Source organism: Corynebacterium sp. KPL3927 (assembly GCF_040225835.1).
Taxonomy (GTDB): Bacteria; Actinomycetota; Actinomycetes; order Mycobacteriales; family Mycobacteriaceae; genus Corynebacterium.
This window is the reverse complement of sequence record NZ_JBEHGD010000004.1, coordinates 89,702-104,854: the sequence shown is the minus strand read 5'-3', so window position 1 is coordinate 104,854 and position 15,153 is coordinate 89,702. Positions and strand designations below refer to the sequence as shown.

The 15,153-nt window shown below is 63.5% G+C and carries 14 protein-coding genes and 1 tRNA gene; 11 read left to right on the top strand and 4 right to left on the bottom strand.

The annotated features are described in order from the left end of the window. The first annotated feature begins 33 nt into the window (after nucleotides 1-33). Complete coding sequence (locus ABRP86_RS03575) at nucleotides 34-1,560, top strand: MFS transporter (protein ID WP_349862532.1); 1,527 nt, start codon at nucleotides 34-36, stop codon at nucleotides 1,558-1,560. Nucleotides 1,561-1,628: 68 nt separating this feature from the next. On the opposite strand, the gene ABRP86_RS03570 is transcribed toward ABRP86_RS03575, so the two are convergent. Continuing rightward, nucleotides 1,629-1,701: transfer RNA gene (locus tag ABRP86_RS03570), tRNA-Thr, on the bottom strand. A 152-nt stretch (nucleotides 1,702-1,853) separates the two neighbouring features. Between ABRP86_RS03570 and thrE the strand changes: the two genes are divergently transcribed. The 5 genes from thrE (at nucleotide 1,854) to otsB (ending at nucleotide 6,775) form a co-directional block, all read left to right on the top strand. Further along, nucleotides 1,854-3,584, top strand: coding sequence for a threonine/serine exporter ThrE (thrE, locus tag ABRP86_RS03565; RefSeq protein WP_349862530.1), 1,731 nt, complete (start codon nucleotides 1,854-1,856; stop codon nucleotides 3,582-3,584). Between the two features lie 62 nt (nucleotides 3,585-3,646). After that, on the top strand, nucleotides 3,647-4,003 hold the full coding sequence (locus ABRP86_RS03560; RefSeq protein ID WP_023017948.1) for a hypothetical protein: 357 nt from the start codon (nucleotides 3,647-3,649) through the stop codon (nucleotides 4,001-4,003). Nucleotides 4,004-4,017: 14 nt separating this feature from the next. After that, nucleotides 4,018-5,487 (top strand): alpha,alpha-trehalose-phosphate synthase (UDP-forming), encoded by a 1,470-nt coding sequence (locus tag ABRP86_RS03555; RefSeq protein ID WP_349862528.1) that lies wholly within the window; start codon nucleotides 4,018-4,020, stop codon nucleotides 5,485-5,487. Beyond that, nucleotides 5,487-6,005 carry an META domain-containing protein gene (locus ABRP86_RS03550; protein WP_349862526.1) on the top strand — a complete coding sequence of 173 codons (519 nt, stop codon included), beginning with the start codon at nucleotides 5,487-5,489 and terminating at the stop codon, nucleotides 6,003-6,005. The genes ABRP86_RS03555 and ABRP86_RS03550 overlap by 1 nt, the downstream gene beginning before the upstream one ends. An 11-nt stretch (nucleotides 6,006-6,016) precedes the next feature. Continuing rightward, on the top strand, nucleotides 6,017-6,775 hold the full coding sequence (otsB, locus tag ABRP86_RS03545) for a trehalose-phosphatase (RefSeq protein ID WP_349862525.1): 759 nt from the start codon (nucleotides 6,017-6,019) through the stop codon (nucleotides 6,773-6,775). On the opposite strand, the gene ABRP86_RS03540 is transcribed toward otsB, so the two are convergent. Further along, nucleotides 6,747-7,892: a LacI family DNA-binding transcriptional regulator gene (locus tag ABRP86_RS03540; protein WP_349862523.1), complete on the bottom strand. Its 1,146-nt coding sequence runs from the start codon at nucleotides 7,890-7,892 to the stop codon at nucleotides 6,747-6,749. The genes otsB and ABRP86_RS03540 overlap by 29 nt on opposite strands. Nucleotides 7,893-7,931: 39 nt before the next feature. Here ABRP86_RS03540 and ABRP86_RS03535 point away from each other — a divergent pair, with 39 nt between their 5' ends. The 5 genes from ABRP86_RS03535 (at nucleotide 7,932) to ABRP86_RS03515 (ending at nucleotide 12,541) form a co-directional block, all read left to right on the top strand. Continuing rightward, nucleotides 7,932-8,954, top strand: coding sequence for a metal ABC transporter solute-binding protein, Zn/Mn family (locus ABRP86_RS03535; RefSeq protein ID WP_349862521.1), 1,023 nt, complete (start codon nucleotides 7,932-7,934; stop codon nucleotides 8,952-8,954). Beyond that, nucleotides 8,954-9,655, top strand: coding sequence for a metal ABC transporter ATP-binding protein (locus tag ABRP86_RS03530; protein ID WP_349862519.1), 702 nt, complete (start codon nucleotides 8,954-8,956; stop codon nucleotides 9,653-9,655). Before ABRP86_RS03535 ends, ABRP86_RS03530 begins: the two co-directional genes overlap by 1 nt. Further along, nucleotides 9,648-10,547, top strand: a complete 900-nt coding sequence (locus tag ABRP86_RS03525; protein ID WP_349862517.1) for a metal ABC transporter permease — start codon at nucleotides 9,648-9,650, stop codon at nucleotides 10,545-10,547. The genes ABRP86_RS03530 and ABRP86_RS03525 overlap by 8 nt, the downstream gene beginning before the upstream one ends. Nucleotides 10,548-10,558: 11 nt before the next feature. Then, the gene (locus ABRP86_RS03520) at nucleotides 10,559-11,395 is read left to right on the top strand and encodes a CE1 family esterase (protein WP_349862515.1); all 837 of its coding nucleotides are present in this window, start codon (nucleotides 10,559-10,561) and stop codon (nucleotides 11,393-11,395) included. Nucleotides 11,396-11,458: 63 nt separating this feature from the next. Further along, on the top strand, nucleotides 11,459-12,541 hold the full coding sequence (locus ABRP86_RS03515) for an HNH endonuclease signature motif containing protein (RefSeq protein WP_349862513.1): 1,083 nt from the start codon (nucleotides 11,459-11,461) through the stop codon (nucleotides 12,539-12,541). Nucleotides 12,542-12,728: 187 nt separating this feature from the next. Here the strand turns inward: ABRP86_RS03515 and rlmB are convergent, their stop codons facing one another. Next, nucleotides 12,729-13,679 (bottom strand): 23S rRNA (guanosine(2251)-2'-O)-methyltransferase RlmB, encoded by a 951-nt coding sequence (gene rlmB / locus ABRP86_RS03510; RefSeq protein ID WP_237792359.1) that lies wholly within the window; start codon nucleotides 13,677-13,679, stop codon nucleotides 12,729-12,731. A gap of 60 nt (nucleotides 13,680-13,739) precedes the next feature. Further along, nucleotides 13,740-15,146 (bottom strand): cysteine--tRNA ligase, encoded by a 1,407-nt coding sequence (gene cysS, locus ABRP86_RS03505; protein ID WP_005279550.1) that lies wholly within the window; start codon nucleotides 15,144-15,146, stop codon nucleotides 13,740-13,742. Between the last annotated feature and the right edge of the window lie 7 nt (nucleotides 15,147-15,153).

Sequence of the window (15,153 nt, the reverse complement as noted above, 5' to 3'; positions counted from 1 at the left end):
ATATCACAGGCTAATTCACTACGGTTTCTAGCGATGAACATCGAGTCACCTGATACAGCGACACAGCCCCCGCACCACGCGGCCGCGGCAACCTCTTCCACCCCAGCGCAGCGGTGGTCCTTCTTTGCCGTGGTGTCCCTGGGTCTGCTCATGGTGGGCTTGGATAATTCCATCCTTTATACGGCACTGCCGCAGCTAACACAGCAGCTGCACGCCACAGACATGCAGCAATTGTGGATCATCAATGCCTATACGCTGGTTCTATCGGGTTTGCTTCTTGGCACCGGCACCTTGGGCGATCGCATTGGCCACCGCCTGATGTTCCTCATTGGCCTGGCCACCTTTGGCACCGCCTCCCTTGTGGCGGCTTATTCGCCGAATGCCTGGTTGCTCATTTCCGGCCGCGCCTTATTGGGTCTGGGCGCTGCCATCATGCTGCCTTCTACCCTGGCGCTTATCCGCCTGACCTTTCCCAACGAGGTCGAGCGCAATAAAGCCATCGGTATCTGGAGTTCCGTCGCCGTCGTGGGCGCTGCCGCAGGGCCCACCGTGGGCGGATTCCTCTTAGAGCATTTCTGGTGGGGCTCGGTGTTTTTGATCAACGTGCCCATCGTGGCCCTCGCCATTATTCTTACCTTCCTCCTTGGCCCGCCCAACCTACCGAACCCGCACAAGCACTGGGATTTTCCGTCCTCGTTCTACGCGCTTATCACCCTGTCCAGCCTGGTCCTGGCCATTAAGACGGCGGCGGCCACCCAGATCAATGTCGCGCTGCTGGTCTGTTCCATTGCCACTTTCTTGCTCGGCGCCGCAGCCTTTGCCCACCGGCAAACCCGGCTAAATGATCCGCTTTTAACCTTTGACATCTTCTACTCGCCCACCTTTACCGGCGGCGTGCTCACTGCCGGTGGCGCCATGTTTGGCCTTACGGGCCTTGAGCTTTTAACCACCCAAAAGCTGCAGCTTGTCGATGCCCTCTCGCCCCTCGACGCCGGCCTTTTCATCTCCGCCATGGCGGTTGCGGCCATCCCCACCGCCATTGTGGGCGGCAGCGTCTTGCACCGCGTGGGCTTTTTGCCCATCATCAGCGGCGGTTTCTTGAGCATGGGCATCGGCATGCTGGGCATCATCTGGGCCGACCGCGCCGATAACCTCGCGGTATTTATTACCGGCCTCATCCTCACCGGCTTAGGCGCTGGCTCCTCGATGTCCGTATCTTCTACCGCCATCATTAATGCCGCCCCCTCCCACCGGGCGGGCATGGCCTCTGGCGTGGAAGCCGTCTCCTACGAGTTCGGTACGCTGCTTTCCATCGCCATTACCGGCTCCCTCCTGCCGTTACTGATGACGCACAAGCTTCCCGATGCCCTCGCCCCGCAAGGCACCGATGCCCTCCTATCGCCCGCCACGCACGACACCGCCGCAGCCGCATACGATTCCGCGTATTTCCTCACCGTCGGCGGGCTTGCCTGCACCACCTTCATCTTCGCGGTGCTTACCGCCTGGTGCTTCCGCGATAACCCGAAGTCTGGGGCACTGGCTGAGCAAAGTAGCCGATAAATAGCCACCTAGCTACCTTGTAAACTTTTACCCCCTAACTGTTTGTGCAGCTAGGGGGTAGTTTTTTGAGCTGGAGACGAGACTTGAACTCGCAACCTACGCATTACAAGTGCGTTGCGCTACCAATTGCGCCACTCCAGCACCGCGGAAATTCTTCCGCTCGTTGCATGGTACCCGAGGACCTCGCCCAAGTGGAAAGCCGGTCCCCCTTGTATGCATTTGCGCCCCACAAGGGTTAAAGTTCAGGCTGAAATTATTACTAGTGTCCCACCGCTTTTTCGAGGGTTATTTTCGTGTCACTACTGTCCGCTATGCGGGAGCGCCTGCGCGTATCCGCAGGCCAAGTCGCCATCATTGACGCAGCCAAAGCCGCACCCCCACCATCGCCACTCGCCCCGGTCGATCTGACCGATGCCGCCCAGGTCACGGGTGTGATGGAGATTGCAGCGCGCATCGGCGAGCTGCTCATTAGCGCCGGTTCCGCCAACTCGGATGCCCGCGCGCAGGTGCACCTGGCGGCGTCGTCATACGGCCTGCACTACTGCCACGTGGATATTTTGATGAATACCATCACCATCCACACCGCGATCGGCACGGGCGATAAGCGCCAGAACCTCCACGTCTTTCGCGTGGTGCCGGATGTGGGCGTGAACTTTTCCAAACTTTCGGAAGTAGACCGCCTCATCCGCGATATCCACTCCGGTAGGGTGCCACCCGCAATGGCGGAAAACCGCTTGGATGACATCGACCGCATGCCAGCGCCGTATAAGCCGTCCACGGTGATGCTCGGCTGGGGCGGCATGGGTGGACTGATTTCCATGATGCTTGGCGGCGATCTCCTCGTGGGCCTCATTGCCTTCGTGGTTTCCGCGTTGATTATGGGGCTTAATGATTGGTTGGCCAATTACCGCCTGCCGCCCTTTTATCAAAACGTCGTCGGCGGCTTCTTGGCAGTCTTTCCGGCCGCGATTTTGTATAACGTTGCCGCCGCCTTTGGCATTAATATGTCGCCGGCGCAGATTATTGCGTCCGGAATCATCGTGCTGGTGGCGGGGCTAACGCTGGTGCAATCGCTTGTCGATGGCATCACTCGCTCCCCCGTGACCTCTTCCGCGCGTTTTTTCTCCGCACTGTTATCAACGGGCGCGATCATCGCCGGAGTGGGTGTGGGCATCCAGCTGGCCTCCGCCATGGGCTTTGACCTGCCGCCGATGGGCACGTTGGCGCCGCCGGTCTATCACAAGATTCCGCTTCTGGTGCTGCTCGGCGGCACGGGTTCGGCCGCCTTCGCGCTGGCTTGCGGGGCTAATTGGATAGAAATTACCCTCTCAGGCCTCACGGCGGCCGCCGGTATGGTCTTCTACTACTTCGTCGTCGTGCCCTTCGGCGTCGGCCCGGTGATTGCCTCCGGCATATCCGCCATCGTGGTGGGCCTGGCCGGCGGTTTGATGTCGCGCCGGTGGGGCATCCCGCCGCTCATTACAATGATCGTGGGCTATACGCCCATGCTGCCGGGCCTCATGCTGTACCGCGGCATGTATGCCTCCATCAATGAGCAGATGATTACCGGCTTTACCAACCTGGCCACCGCGCTGGCCATCTCCGGCGCGCTGGCAGCAGGCGTGGTCTTTGGCGAGCGCGTCGCGCGCCGTCTGCGCCGCCCGAAGTACTTCCGCCCGTACTCCGCGTTCAAGCGCATCGGCCGGTTCTCCTTCCACAAGGCAACCAACCTGGCGCGCAAGGCCCCACGCATCCCGCGCGTGCCGATGTCCCCCTTCGCCCCGCGCGTCAACCGCCCCGAATTGCCGCCCACGCTGGGGCCGAAACCACCGCAACAGGCACAGTCCCAGCAGCACGCGCCAGGAACCACTCCGGCGGAGGAGTTGTGGCCGGCGGGCTCCCAGTGGCCGGCCCAGCCGCAGGATACCGAGCGCACCACCTATACGGTGCCCGGCCAGAAATCGCCCGCGCCGGAGGAATCCGATCACACCAAGCCCGGCGGGGAGGAACCCGAGGAGCCCTAAACGCCGCCGGTAGCGTACAATATTTAGCCTGATAGCTTTCCCAACATTCAGGAGGACTCGCCGTGCCACCCAAGGTCCAAGACACGCACCCACAGGCAGAACAAGATATTGCCCTGGCAGAGGAAACCGCCCGCGCCGCCCGCCGCGTGGTGGCCACCTACTCCCAAGACTTCTTGGACGGCGTGACCTTGATGTCCATGCTGGGTGTCGAGCCCAAGGGCCTAGTGCACAAGAAGGTATTGGCTGAACAAGCCGATGCCGCACCAAAGAAGTCCACGAAGAAGGCCACCAAGAAATCGACCTCCAAGGCTTCGAAGAAGTCCACTAAAAAGTCGACCAAGAAGACCACCAAGGCGGCCAAAAAGTCCACCAAGAAGTCGACGAAGAAAGCAACGAAGAAGTCGACCAAGAAGTCTTAAGCTAGTCTTGGACTATGAGTGAGCGCGGCAATGACTTCATAGTAGTGGCAAACCGCCTGCCGGTAGATTTAACTACCGCGGCCGATGGCAGCCAGGCGTGGACGCCCTCGCCCGGCGGCTTGGTCACCGCGCTCTCGCCGGTGCTGGAAGCGCACCAGGGCTGCTGGGTGGGGTGGCCCGGCGTTGCCGATGCCGCGCCCGAGCCCTTCCGCACCGAGGCCGGGGTGCTATTGCACCCGGTCAGGCTGACCGAGGCCGACTTTGAGGCCTTCTACGAGGGCTTTTCCAATGCCACGCTGTGGCCGCTTTATCACGATCTCATCGTCACCCCGACCTATGACCGCGACTGGTGGGATGCCTACCGCGAGGTCAACCTCCGCTTCGCGGACGAGGTAGCCCACGTGGCCGCAGAGGGAGCCACGGTCTGGGTGCAGGACTATCAGCTGCAATTATTGCCGGGCATCCTGCGGCAAATGCGCCCCGATCTCACCATCGGGTTCTTCCTGCACATCCCCTTCCCCTCCCCCGATCTCTTCCGACAGCTGCCCTGGCGGGAGGAAACGGTGCGCGGCATCTTGGGCGCCGATCTCATCGGCTTCCACCTGGAGGCCAATGCCCGCAATTTTTTGGAATTGGCCCGCCGCCAGGGCCTCGAGGTGCGCGGGGAAGCCACCACCCGCGATGTCACCGCCCATATCCGCCTCCCCGGGGGCCGCACCGTGGGCGTGGGCGCATTCCCCATTTCCATCGCCGCGCAGGATTTCGGCCAGTTTAGCGACGAGGATAAACGCCGCGTAGCCCAATTGCGCAAGGATTTGGGCAGCCCCAAGCGCATCATTTTGGGCGTGGATCGCCTCGATTACACCAAGGGCATCCTGCAGCGCCTCACCGCCTTCGAGGAGCTTTTGGAAACCGGCGCCCTGGACCCGGAAGAAGTCACCTTGGTGCAGCTGGCCACGCCCTCGCGCGAGCGTCTCGACCACTACAAGGCCACCCGATCCCAGGTCGAGGAGGCCGTCGGCCGCATCAACGGCCGCTTTTCCCGCATGGGCCACCCCGTGGTGCACTACCAGCACCGCGGCGTACCCAAGGACGTGCTGCGCTGCTACTACCGCATGGCCGATATCATGTTGGTCACGCCCTTTAAGGACGGCATGAACCTCGTGGCCAAGGAGTTCGTGGCCTGCCACGATGACGGTTCTGGTGCCCTGGTGCTCTCGGAATTCGCCGGCGCCGCCGCGGAGCTCGATGAGGCCTACCTGTGCAATCCCTTCGACATCGAGTCCGTCAAACGCGCCCTGCTCAACGCCGTGCGCGCGCTTTCCGATGCCCCCTTTACCATGACCCAGCGCATGCTCACCATGCACGAACAGGTCATGAGCCACGATGTGCGGCTGTGGTCGCAGTCCTTCCTGGGCTGCCTGCGTACTACCCGGACCGAAACCGCTTCGCAAGCTACCGACCCGCACGGAAAGGACTCCTAATGCTTCCTTCCCACCCCCGCGCACGCGCCGCTGCAGCGGCCGCGCTGGGCGCCGTTACGCTGCTTACCGCCTGCGGATCCGAGGACGATGCCCCGCAGCCTGCGGGCGATGACCGGATTGTAGACAAGCAGTGGCAGGTCGTCTCCATCAATATCGCGCCCAACGCGGCCTCTACCATCCCGGAGTCGATTCCCCACGCGCCGGAATTTAGCTTCGGCGAATCCACCATGGTGGGCACCACCGGCTGCACCCGCCTTGCGGCCCGGCTGAGCTACACCGCCGATGATGAGCGCGAAAATATCCGCGACGGCAACAAGCTGCACTTCGATGAGGTCAAGTACGACGACACCGATGAGGACTGCGAGGGCGGTTCCGTATGGGCCGATAACCTGCTGCGCAACCTCATTAGCTCGGATAATGATTTTATCTACACCGTTAACAGCAATAACCAGCTCATCCTGGAGCTGGATACCGATGAGGTAGATTCGCCCTCCATCAAGCTGGTCTCCCGCGGGTAGCATGTGATGCCATGACGCTTTCTACCACCATTAAGGCCCTGGCCGCGGCAGAAGAGCTCGCCGTGGTCTCTGATTTTGACGGCACGCTATCCCCGTTTGCCACCGCCATTTATGACGTGGAAATCAATGCCGATGCCGCCCGCGCCCTCGACCAATTGGCCCACCTGCCGCGCACCACGGCCGCGGTGCTGTCCGGGCGCCACCTCGAGGGCCTCCAGCGCGTGTGCCCCCTGCGCCACCCAGTCCTCTTCGGCGGCTCCCACGGCGCCGAGTCCTCCTGGCAGCAGACCGAGCTCACCCCCGCCATGCGCGATCACCTTGCGCGCAAGGAGGAAGAAATCCGCGGCATCATAGACCGCTTCCCCGGCGCGGAGCTTGAGGTCAAGCCCTTCCAGCGCGTGCTGCACCTGCGCTCGCTGGAGCTGGAGAACCCAGAACAGGGCGCGGCCGCCTACGAGGCAGGCCTGGCGCTCGATACCGCCGGTTTCCCTCGCACCGCCGGCAAATCCGTCATCGAGTTTTCTGCCACCACCGCCACCAAGGGCACGTGGCTTGAGGCCCTCCGCGAGCGCACCGGTGCCACCGCCATGGTTTTCCTGGGCGATGACATCACCGATGAGGACGGCTTCCGCGCCCTCCACCAGCCGCCGGACGTGGGCGTCAAGGTGGGCGAGGGCGATTCCATCGCCGCCGTGCAGCTTGCCGATGTCGACGCCGTCGCCCACTTCCTCACCGAGCTCGCTACCGCCCGCGCGGCCGCGGTGCAGTAACCGACTTCCCCGGCGCGAACCGCGTCTGCAACACCCGCCGCGGCACCGCCTGCGCCTCGTCAGCACCTTGGGCTCCCGCTTTCGCGCGGGCCGCGCCTGCGGTATCCGTCGCGCTCGCGATGAGCTTTTCCAGCATGTGCCCGGCCGCAGCCCCCTTGGCCTTATTGGGCTGGATGACGGTGGCTAGGTCGAGGCGCTGCGCCGCATCGATGCCGTCAAAGCCGGTCACTGATAAATCTTCTGGCACGCTCAGCCCGCGCTCGCGGGCATAGGCCAGCACGCCGAGCGCCATGGAGTCGGTCGTGCACAGCACGGCCGTAAGCTCCGGGTGCGCCTCGAGCAGGAGCTCGGCGGCGGCGCGAGTGGTATGGGCATCGTTAATGTGCTGCGTGACTACGGGCACGGACTCGGGCGCGATGCCCGCCTCGGCGAAGACGTCGAGCGCGCCCATCACCCGCGAGCGCTGCACGTGCATCTCCGCATCCTGGACTTCCTGCCAGGAAATCGGGCCGTCGTGGCGCTGCAGGCGCAGGCGGATGGCGAGGATGCCGATGTGGCGGTGCCCGGCATCGACAAGCGCACGCGCCGCCGGGGCAATCGCCGCGCGATCATCAATGCCCACAAACGGCAGCCCCGCGTCCGTGGGCTGATCGCAGACCACCAGCGGCAGTCCCCGGCCCCGCGCGGCCGCGAGGTAGGCATCGCCCGCGGCAACCGAATAGACCACGAAGCCATCCACAGCGGCAGACCCCACCAGGCTGGTCGCCTCCGCCTCACCTTCCGGGCCGGCGGGAATCAGCGTCAGCGTGGTCTGCGCGCCTGCCGATGCCTCCGCCATGCCCGCCAAGAAATCCACCGACGCCATGTCCTCGAAGGCATAGGACAGGTGCTCTGTCAGCAGCACGCCCACCGACCCGGCGCGGCGGGTGCGCAGGCTGCGGGCCGTAGGATCGGGCCCCGGGTACCCGCGAGCCTTGGCCGCGGCCAAAATGCGCTCGCGCGTTGCCGGGGAGAGCTGGTCAGGGCGGCTATAGGCATTGGATACGGTGGTGCGCGAAACGCCCAACTCCGCGGCGAGGGAGGCCAGTGTCTTCCGGGTGGGGCTGCGTTTAACCATGCCTGTTACCTTACCCTGCGCCCCACCACCCGATTTTCAATGCATGTTCAATTGACAACGATTGCCAGCAAACGCACACTGGAGGGTATGCACACGTCACTACGCGCAACAACAGCCCTACTCGCAGCAAGTGGCCTCCTTTTCACCGCCGCGTGCTCCTCCGATTCCGGTTCCGGCTCCGACTCTGATTCCGGCTCCGACTCCGGCGAAAAGAAGCTTTCCATCGTCGCCTCCACCTCCATCTGGGCCGATGTTGCCCAGGCCGTGGCCGATACCGCCTCCGGCATCGACATCGAGGTCGACCCCATCGTGGAAGGCAACGACACCGACCCCCACCACTTCGAGCCCACCGCGGCCGATATAGCCAAGGCCAATGACGCCGACATGCTCGTGGTCAACGGCGGCGGCTACGACGCCTGGATTTACCAGGCCGTTTCCGATCAGGACAACATCATCTCCGCCCTGCCGCTGACGGACCACGGCAAGCTGGACGAGGATCCCGATGTCATGACCATCGATGCCGCGAAGGCCACCGCCAAGGATGACCCAGACAAGGTCACCAATATCGAGGGCAACGAGCACATCTGGTACGACCCCGCCGCCCTGGAGGAGGTCGCAGGGTCCATCGCGGACCAGATCAACGAGAAGTACTCCGATGCCGGCGCCACCACCGAGAAGATCGACTCCCACGTGGACCAGCTGCGCGATAAGCTCAACCAGCTTCCTGATGGCCTCAATTACGCCCAGACCGAGCCCATCGCCGATTACCTCATGAAGTACACCGACACCAAGGACGTCACCCCCGAGGGCTTCCGCAAGGCCACCATCTCCGAGGGCGAGCCCGCTACTGCCGATGTCGCCGCCTTCATCAAGGCCATTGACGATGGCGAGGTCGACCTCCTCATCTTCAACCCCCAGACCGAAACCGATACCGCTAGCCGCATCAAATCCGCCGCAGAGGACAACGACGTCGATATCGTAGAAATCGGCGAAACCCCGCCAGACGGCAAGAAGTTCTGGGAATACTACGACGAAGTCACGAGCAAGCTGGGGAAGCACTAGTGCTCGTTGAATTCCATGAGGCCGCAGTAGACCCGCTGTGGTCGGAGCTTAAACTCGCCGTGGACCGCGGCGAGTTTATCGCCGTTTTAGGACCCAATGGCGTGGGCAAGTCCACCCTGCTGGGCACCATCCTCGGCACCCGCACGCTGACCAGCGGTCGCGTCGACGTCAACTGCCGGGTCGGGTTCATCCCCCAGCAGCGCATGTTCCCCGCTGACCTTCCCCTTCGCGCCCGCGACCTCGTTTCGCTCTCCGTGGCGCACGGGGTGCTCCGGCACCGGCACCCACCCCGTGGACGGGTGGACGAGCTGTTGGAAGAGGTAGGTGCCACGGGGCTGCGGGACCGGCGCGTCGGCCAGCTATCCGGCGGCCAGCAACAGCTCATCCGCCAGGCCCAAGCCTTGGCCAATGACCCGGACCTCATTCTTGCCGATGAGCCCCTCCTCTCCCTCGACCCCGCCCGGCAAAACGCCACGGTTGACAAGCTGGACTCGCTGCGCCGCGAGCGCGGGACCTCCATTATCTTTGTCACCCACGGCATCAACCCCGTGCTCGGGGTGACGGATAAGGTCCTCTACATTGCGCCCAATGGCCACACCTTCGGCGCGGTCGATGAGGTCATGCGCTCCGAGGTCCTTTCGGAGCTCTACGGTTCCAAGGTCAATGTCTTAAACGTCGACGGGAGGCTCATCGTTGTCTAGCTTCTGGGAAGATACCCAATACTTGCTCAGCGTGGACTTCGTGCAGTCCTCGCTCATCGCCTCCGCGCTGCTGGGCATCCTGTCTGGCGTGATGACCTCGCTCATCGTGCTGCGCCAGATGTCTTTTTCCGTCCACGCCACCTCTGAGCTGGCGCTCATGGGCGCCTCCGCGGCGTTGCTCTTCGGCCTCAACCTGGGCTTCGGTGCTGTCGCCGGCGCCATAGTCGCCGCTATCATCCTGGCCATGCTGGGCTTTAAGGGCCAGCAAGACAGCGCCATCGGCGTGGTCATGAGCTTTGGCCTGGGCCTTTCGGTACTGTTTTTGCACCTGTACCCCGGCAATTCCAATACGGCGATGACGCTTTTAACCGGCCAAATCGTCGGCGTGTCCTCCGCCTCGGTGTGGCTTTTGGCCGCCACCACGGTCATCATCGTCGCCGCCGTCGGCTTCCTCTGGCGGCCCATGCTCTTTGCCTCCGCCGATCCTGATATGGCCCGCGCCGCCGGCGTGCCCACCCGCGCCATCTCCGTCGCCTTCGCCGTCCTCGTCGGCCTCGCCGCAGCGCAGTCGGTGCAAATCGTCGGCTCGCTGCTCGTCATGGCGCTGCTTATCACCCCCGGCGCGGCGGCGGTACAAATCACCTCCTCGCCCCTGCGCGCGGTGCTGTGGTCCACCATCTTCGCCGAGGTCTCCGCCGTGGGCGGTTTCATCCTTTCCCTCGCCCCAGGCCTGCCGGTCTCCGTCTTCGTGACCACCATTTCCTTTGTGATCTACCTGGTGTGCCGGTTCATCGGCTGGCGGCAGGGCAAGCGCGCCATCCGCGATGAGGTCGCGGCCAAGCATTTCCACGCCGATAACCGCACCGCCGCAGAGGCCCACCACGCCGACTAAACTCGGCGGGCATGCATATTCATCGTCGCACTGCGGATATGGCTGGCCACACCCGCCGCTTCATCGTCATCGAGCCCGAGAACCTCGGGCCCCAGCCGGACTTGCTGCTGTTTTTCCACGGCTCCCACCAATCCGCCAACGTTATCCGCCGTTTTACCAACGGCACGGTCGACGCGCTTGCCGATGCCACCAATACCCTCATCGTCTACCCCGACGGCATCGACCACCACTTCAACGACACCCGCGCCAACCTGCCGGTCCGCGCCCGCGAGCTCGGGGTGGATGACGTTGCCTTTAGCACCTTCCTCATCGAGACCATGCAGCGCGAGTACGCCACTGCGCGCACCTTCGCCGCCGGCTATTCAAATGGCGGGCAGATGGTGCTGCGCCTGCTTTACGATGCCCCCTTCACCCTCAACGGCGCCTGCGTCTTCGCCTCCACTTTGGGCGAGGGTTCCAATCACGCGCCCACCCACCCCGATGGCTACCGGCCTACCCCGCTGCTGTTTATCCACGGCACCGAAGATCCGATTGCGCCCTATTATGGCGGGCTTGCCGCCATCGATGGGCAGCAAACCCGCGGGTGTGTGCTTTCTGCCCCCGCCACCGCGGAACACTTCGCACTCGCCAATGGCTGCCGCCCGCCCCGCGAAAGCCAGCCCATTCCCGGGATAACGTCCACCTACTACGACAGCGACTTTCCCGTGGAATTGTGGACCATGGAGGGCCTCGGGCACGTGATTCCCTCTAGCAAAGAAATGCCGGCGAGCATAGGGCCAAATACGGATTCCTTCAATGCTGTGGATAAAGTCCGCGAATTTTTCGGCTTAGGTGACGTGGAGGCGTAGTTGTCCACAGGGAGGTGGGGCATCGGCTAGCGCGGGCTTGCGGGGCTCTTTAATCTCTGGGGCATGAACGCGCTGCATACATTTCTCAAGGGCCTGGCACCCGGCATGGATATCATCGCCGACTGCCACGGCATGTCTGTGCGCGCGCTGATTGCGGCCGGGTGCCCCGATACCACCGCCACCCGCCTGCTCTCGCTTGCCGATACCTACTTCGGCACCACCGCCTTCCGCCGCCAGCAGCGCGAATCCATCGCCGCGAGCCGAGCCAACGGGCACAGCCTGACGGCCCTGCTCACCATCGAGCGCCACGCCGCCAAGCTGAAGAAGAAGCGCGATGCCTGGGCGCTGCGGCGCGAATTGTGTGGGATGAAGGGGAAGGTCTCGGATATTGATAAGCGGGGCCGCGCCCGCGTCAAGGAGCTCAAGGGGCCCGTCAAGCGCCAGCCCGGCGTGAAGATTTATCGCCGCGCCGACGGCCCCTGGACCATGTCCATTACCGGCCCGTCCGCCGATATCGCCGATATGCACGCCGCGATTAATAAAGATGCCCCGCTTGCTTCTGTGCAGAATATCTTCCACGGCGAGGCCGCCGCCCGCCCCAGCGTGACGACCAATGTCGTGCTTCGCCTCGACGAGCTCGATCGCATCGTCGATTTCGGCTCCGGCTCCACTGCTGGTTCAAACTCCAACGTCAGCGCTGACTCTGGTCCTGGCTCTGCCCATAGCGCCGACTCCCAGGGCGATATCGTGGTCCAGCTGACCAATGGCGCCACGATGACCGGCGCCGAGCTGGTGCGACGGGTATTTACTGAGCACGGCTACGTCACGCTCATCCACCCAGTGGAAGGTCCGGTCAACCTCTACCGCACCTCGCGCTTTGCTTCTGCAAAGCAACGCCTGATGGCAGCGGCCGAAAACCCGGTCTGCCCGTGGCCGGAGTGCCGCTACCCCGCCGATGAATGCCAGGTTCACCACCTCAATGCCTGGAAAAATGGCGGCGAAACTAACCCGGGAAACTTGACCATCGCCTGTCCGTACCACAATGGCGTGAACGACGATGATCCCAATGCCCCGCCCCTGCGCGGGCACTTAGCCCGGGTCGACGGAACCATCCGGTGGCTGCCACCCTGGGCAGATAATGGTTAAATTGTTGTGTGCCACAACGATTCGCACTGAGAAGGTTGTGCCTCGCAAAGACCCAGCGCGCCTTTGACACTAGCTGCGCCGACAACCGCACCGGCGGCTGAGGAGGCGATTCTGTGCGCTCGACTTTGCCAGCACCGAACGTGGATGGCGCTTATCCGTCGCGGCGAGCTGGCGCAGCGGAAATGGGTTATTTTTCGGCGGCGCGGCGTTGGCGTGCGAACTCGGATAGCACCGAACCCGCAGCGACGGAGGCGTTGAGGGACTCAACCCACCCGGTCATGGGGATGGACATGAGGACGTCGCAGGTCTCGCTGACCAAACGCGAAATGCCCTTGCCCTCGGAGCCGATGACGATGACGACGGGATCCGTGCCGCCTTCATAGGTATCCAGCGTGTGATCGCCACCGGCATCGAGGCCGACGACCTGGTAGCCGTTTTTCTGGAATTCCTTCACGGTGCGGGTGATATTCGTTGCGCGGGCGACCGGCAAACGGGCAGCGGTGCCAGCCGAGGTGCGCCACGCCACCGCGGTGACAGAAGCCGAACGGCGCTCTGGAATGATCACGCCATCGCCGCCGAAAGCGGCCACGGAACGGATGACGGCGCCCAGGTTGCGCGGGTCGGTGATGTTATCCAGGATGACGAACATGCCGGGGCGCGGGTTCTCGGCGGCGTTGGCAATCAAATCCTCCACCGCTGCGTACTTATATGGCGGTATCTGCAAGCCGATGCCCTGGTGCATGCCATTTCCCGTCATGCGGTCCATCTCGTGGCGCTGGACCTCGATGATGGGGATATTGCGGGTATTGCACATGGACACGGCCTCAGAAAGCCGCTTATCGTTGCGCGTTCCGGCAGCGATGTAGAGCGTGGTGGCCGGCACCTTGGCGTGCAAACACTCGATGACCGGGTTGCGGCCCACCACCATCTCTGCGGTTTCTTTCTGGTGGCGCCCAGAGTTGCGGCGCTCGCGCTCCAGCTTCGCCTTGTGCTTGGCGTGGTAGACGCGGTCCTCGGCCTTCGGGGTGGGTCCCTTGCCTTCTAGGCCCTTGCGACGCTGCCCGCCGGAGCCTTTGGTAGCGCCCTTCTTATTCGTCTTGCGGATGCCCGCGCCACCGCGGCCATGGGTTCGTGCCATCGTTTCAGTCCTTTCGAGGAAACCGTTCAATAACCAGCGAAAATAACAGCGGAAAGCTGTCTAGCGCTGGGTCAACGACCACGTGGGGCCGTCTGGGGTATCGGTAATGGTGATGCCGGCGGCAGTAAGGCGGTCACGCACGGCATCGGCAGTAGCGAAGTCTTTTTCCGCGCGGGCCTGCGTGCGCCGTTCCAGTTCTGCCTGGACCAGCGCATCGAGCGCCGCGTCTGCCCCGCTAGCTTCGCCTCCATCTTCCCACTCCAGCGGGTCAAATCCAAGTACGTGCGCCATCCCGCGCACCTGGGCGGCCTTCGCGCGGGCGGCGTCCTCGTCCCCGGCGGCCAGGTCCTTATTACCCGCGCGCACGGTGGTGTGGATGGCGGCCAGCGCCTTGGGCACGGCGATATCGTCATTCATGGCGTCCTCGAAGTCCGGTGTCCAGTCGCCGCGTTCGACGCCTGCAAAGCGCTTGACGAAGCCCTCAATACGCCGGTAGCCCGCCGCCGCCTCCGTCAGGGCGGATTCGGAGTATTCCAGTACGGAGCGGTAATGCGCAGAACCCAGGTAGTAGCGCAGCTCCACCGGGCGCACGAGCTCCAGCATGTTGGAGATGGAAAGCACGTTGCCGAGCGATTTCGACATCTTCTCGCCAGCCATGGTCACCCAGTGGTTGTGCATCCAGTAATTGGCAAACTTATCGCCGGCCGCGTGCGATTGCGCGATCTCGTTTTCGTGGTGCGGGAATTGCAGGTCCAAGCCGCCGCAGTGGATATCGAAATTGGAGCCCAAGTAGTACGTCGACATGGCAGAGCACTCCAGGTGCCAGCCCGGGCGTCCGCGACCCCACGGGGTAGGCCAGCTCGGCTCGCCCGGCTTGGCGGCCTTCCACAGGGCGAAGTCGAGCGGGCTACGCTTGCCCGCGTTGTCTGACTCGCCCTGTTCCATCTCCTCGACGCGGTTGCCAGACAGCGCGCCGTAGTCGGATCCTTCCGCCTTGGTCCAGGCCTCGACGTCAAAGTACACGGATCCGGCCGCGCCATCGGGGGCGGGAACGGGGTAGGCAAAGCCGGCATCGATAAGCCGCTGCATGTACTCGACCATCTGGGTGACAAACCCCGTCGCGCGCGGTTCCACGGACGGCGGAAGCACGCCGAGCAGGTTATAGGCCTTGGTGAACTCGCGCTCGTAGGTGGACACCCACTCCCACCAGGGGCGATTATTCTCGGCGGCCTTGGTGAGAATCTTGTCATCGATATCGGTGACATTGCGCACGAGCGCGACGTCATAGCCTTGCGCGAGCAGCCAGCGGCGCAGGATGTCGAAAGCCACGCCGGACCGCAGATGGCCGATGTGCGGCTGCGCCTGCGGGGTGGCACCACACAAGTAGATGGAGGCGTGGCCGGGGCGAATCGGCTCGAAGTCGCGTTGGCTGCGGGTGGCTGTGTCAAAAATGCGCAAAGTACTCACGCCACCC

What these genes read in the sequence shown, in the direction of transcription:
- ABRP86_RS03575 (WP_349862532.1), top strand. Translation starts at nt 34, where the DNA reads ATGAACATCGAGTCACCTGATACAGCGACACAGCCCCCGCACCACGCG.
- ABRP86_RS03555 (WP_349862528.1), top strand. Translation starts at nt 4,018, where the DNA reads ATGAGTGAGCGCGGCAATGACTTCATAGTAGTGGCAAACCGCCTGCCG.
- ABRP86_RS03550 (WP_349862526.1), top strand. Translation starts at nt 5,487, where the DNA reads ATGCTTCCTTCCCACCCCCGCGCACGCGCCGCTGCAGCGGCCGCGCTG.
- otsB (WP_349862525.1), top strand. Translation starts at nt 6,017, where the DNA reads ATGACGCTTTCTACCACCATTAAGGCCCTGGCCGCGGCAGAAGAGCTC.
- ABRP86_RS03540 (WP_349862523.1), bottom strand. Translation starts at nt 7,892, where the DNA reads ATGGTTAAACGCAGCCCCACCCGGAAGACACTGGCCTCCCTCGCCGCG.
- ABRP86_RS03535 (WP_349862521.1), top strand. Translation starts at nt 7,932, where the DNA reads ATGCATGTTCAATTGACAACGATTGCCAGCAAACGCACACTGGAGGGT.
- ABRP86_RS03520 (WP_349862515.1), top strand. Translation starts at nt 10,559, where the DNA reads ATGCATATTCATCGTCGCACTGCGGATATGGCTGGCCACACCCGCCGC.
- ABRP86_RS03515 (WP_349862513.1), top strand. Translation starts at nt 11,459, where the DNA reads ATGAACGCGCTGCATACATTTCTCAAGGGCCTGGCACCCGGCATGGAT.
- rlmB (WP_237792359.1), bottom strand. Translation starts at nt 13,679, where the DNA reads ATGGCACGAACCCATGGCCGCGGTGGCGCGGGCATCCGCAAGACGAAT.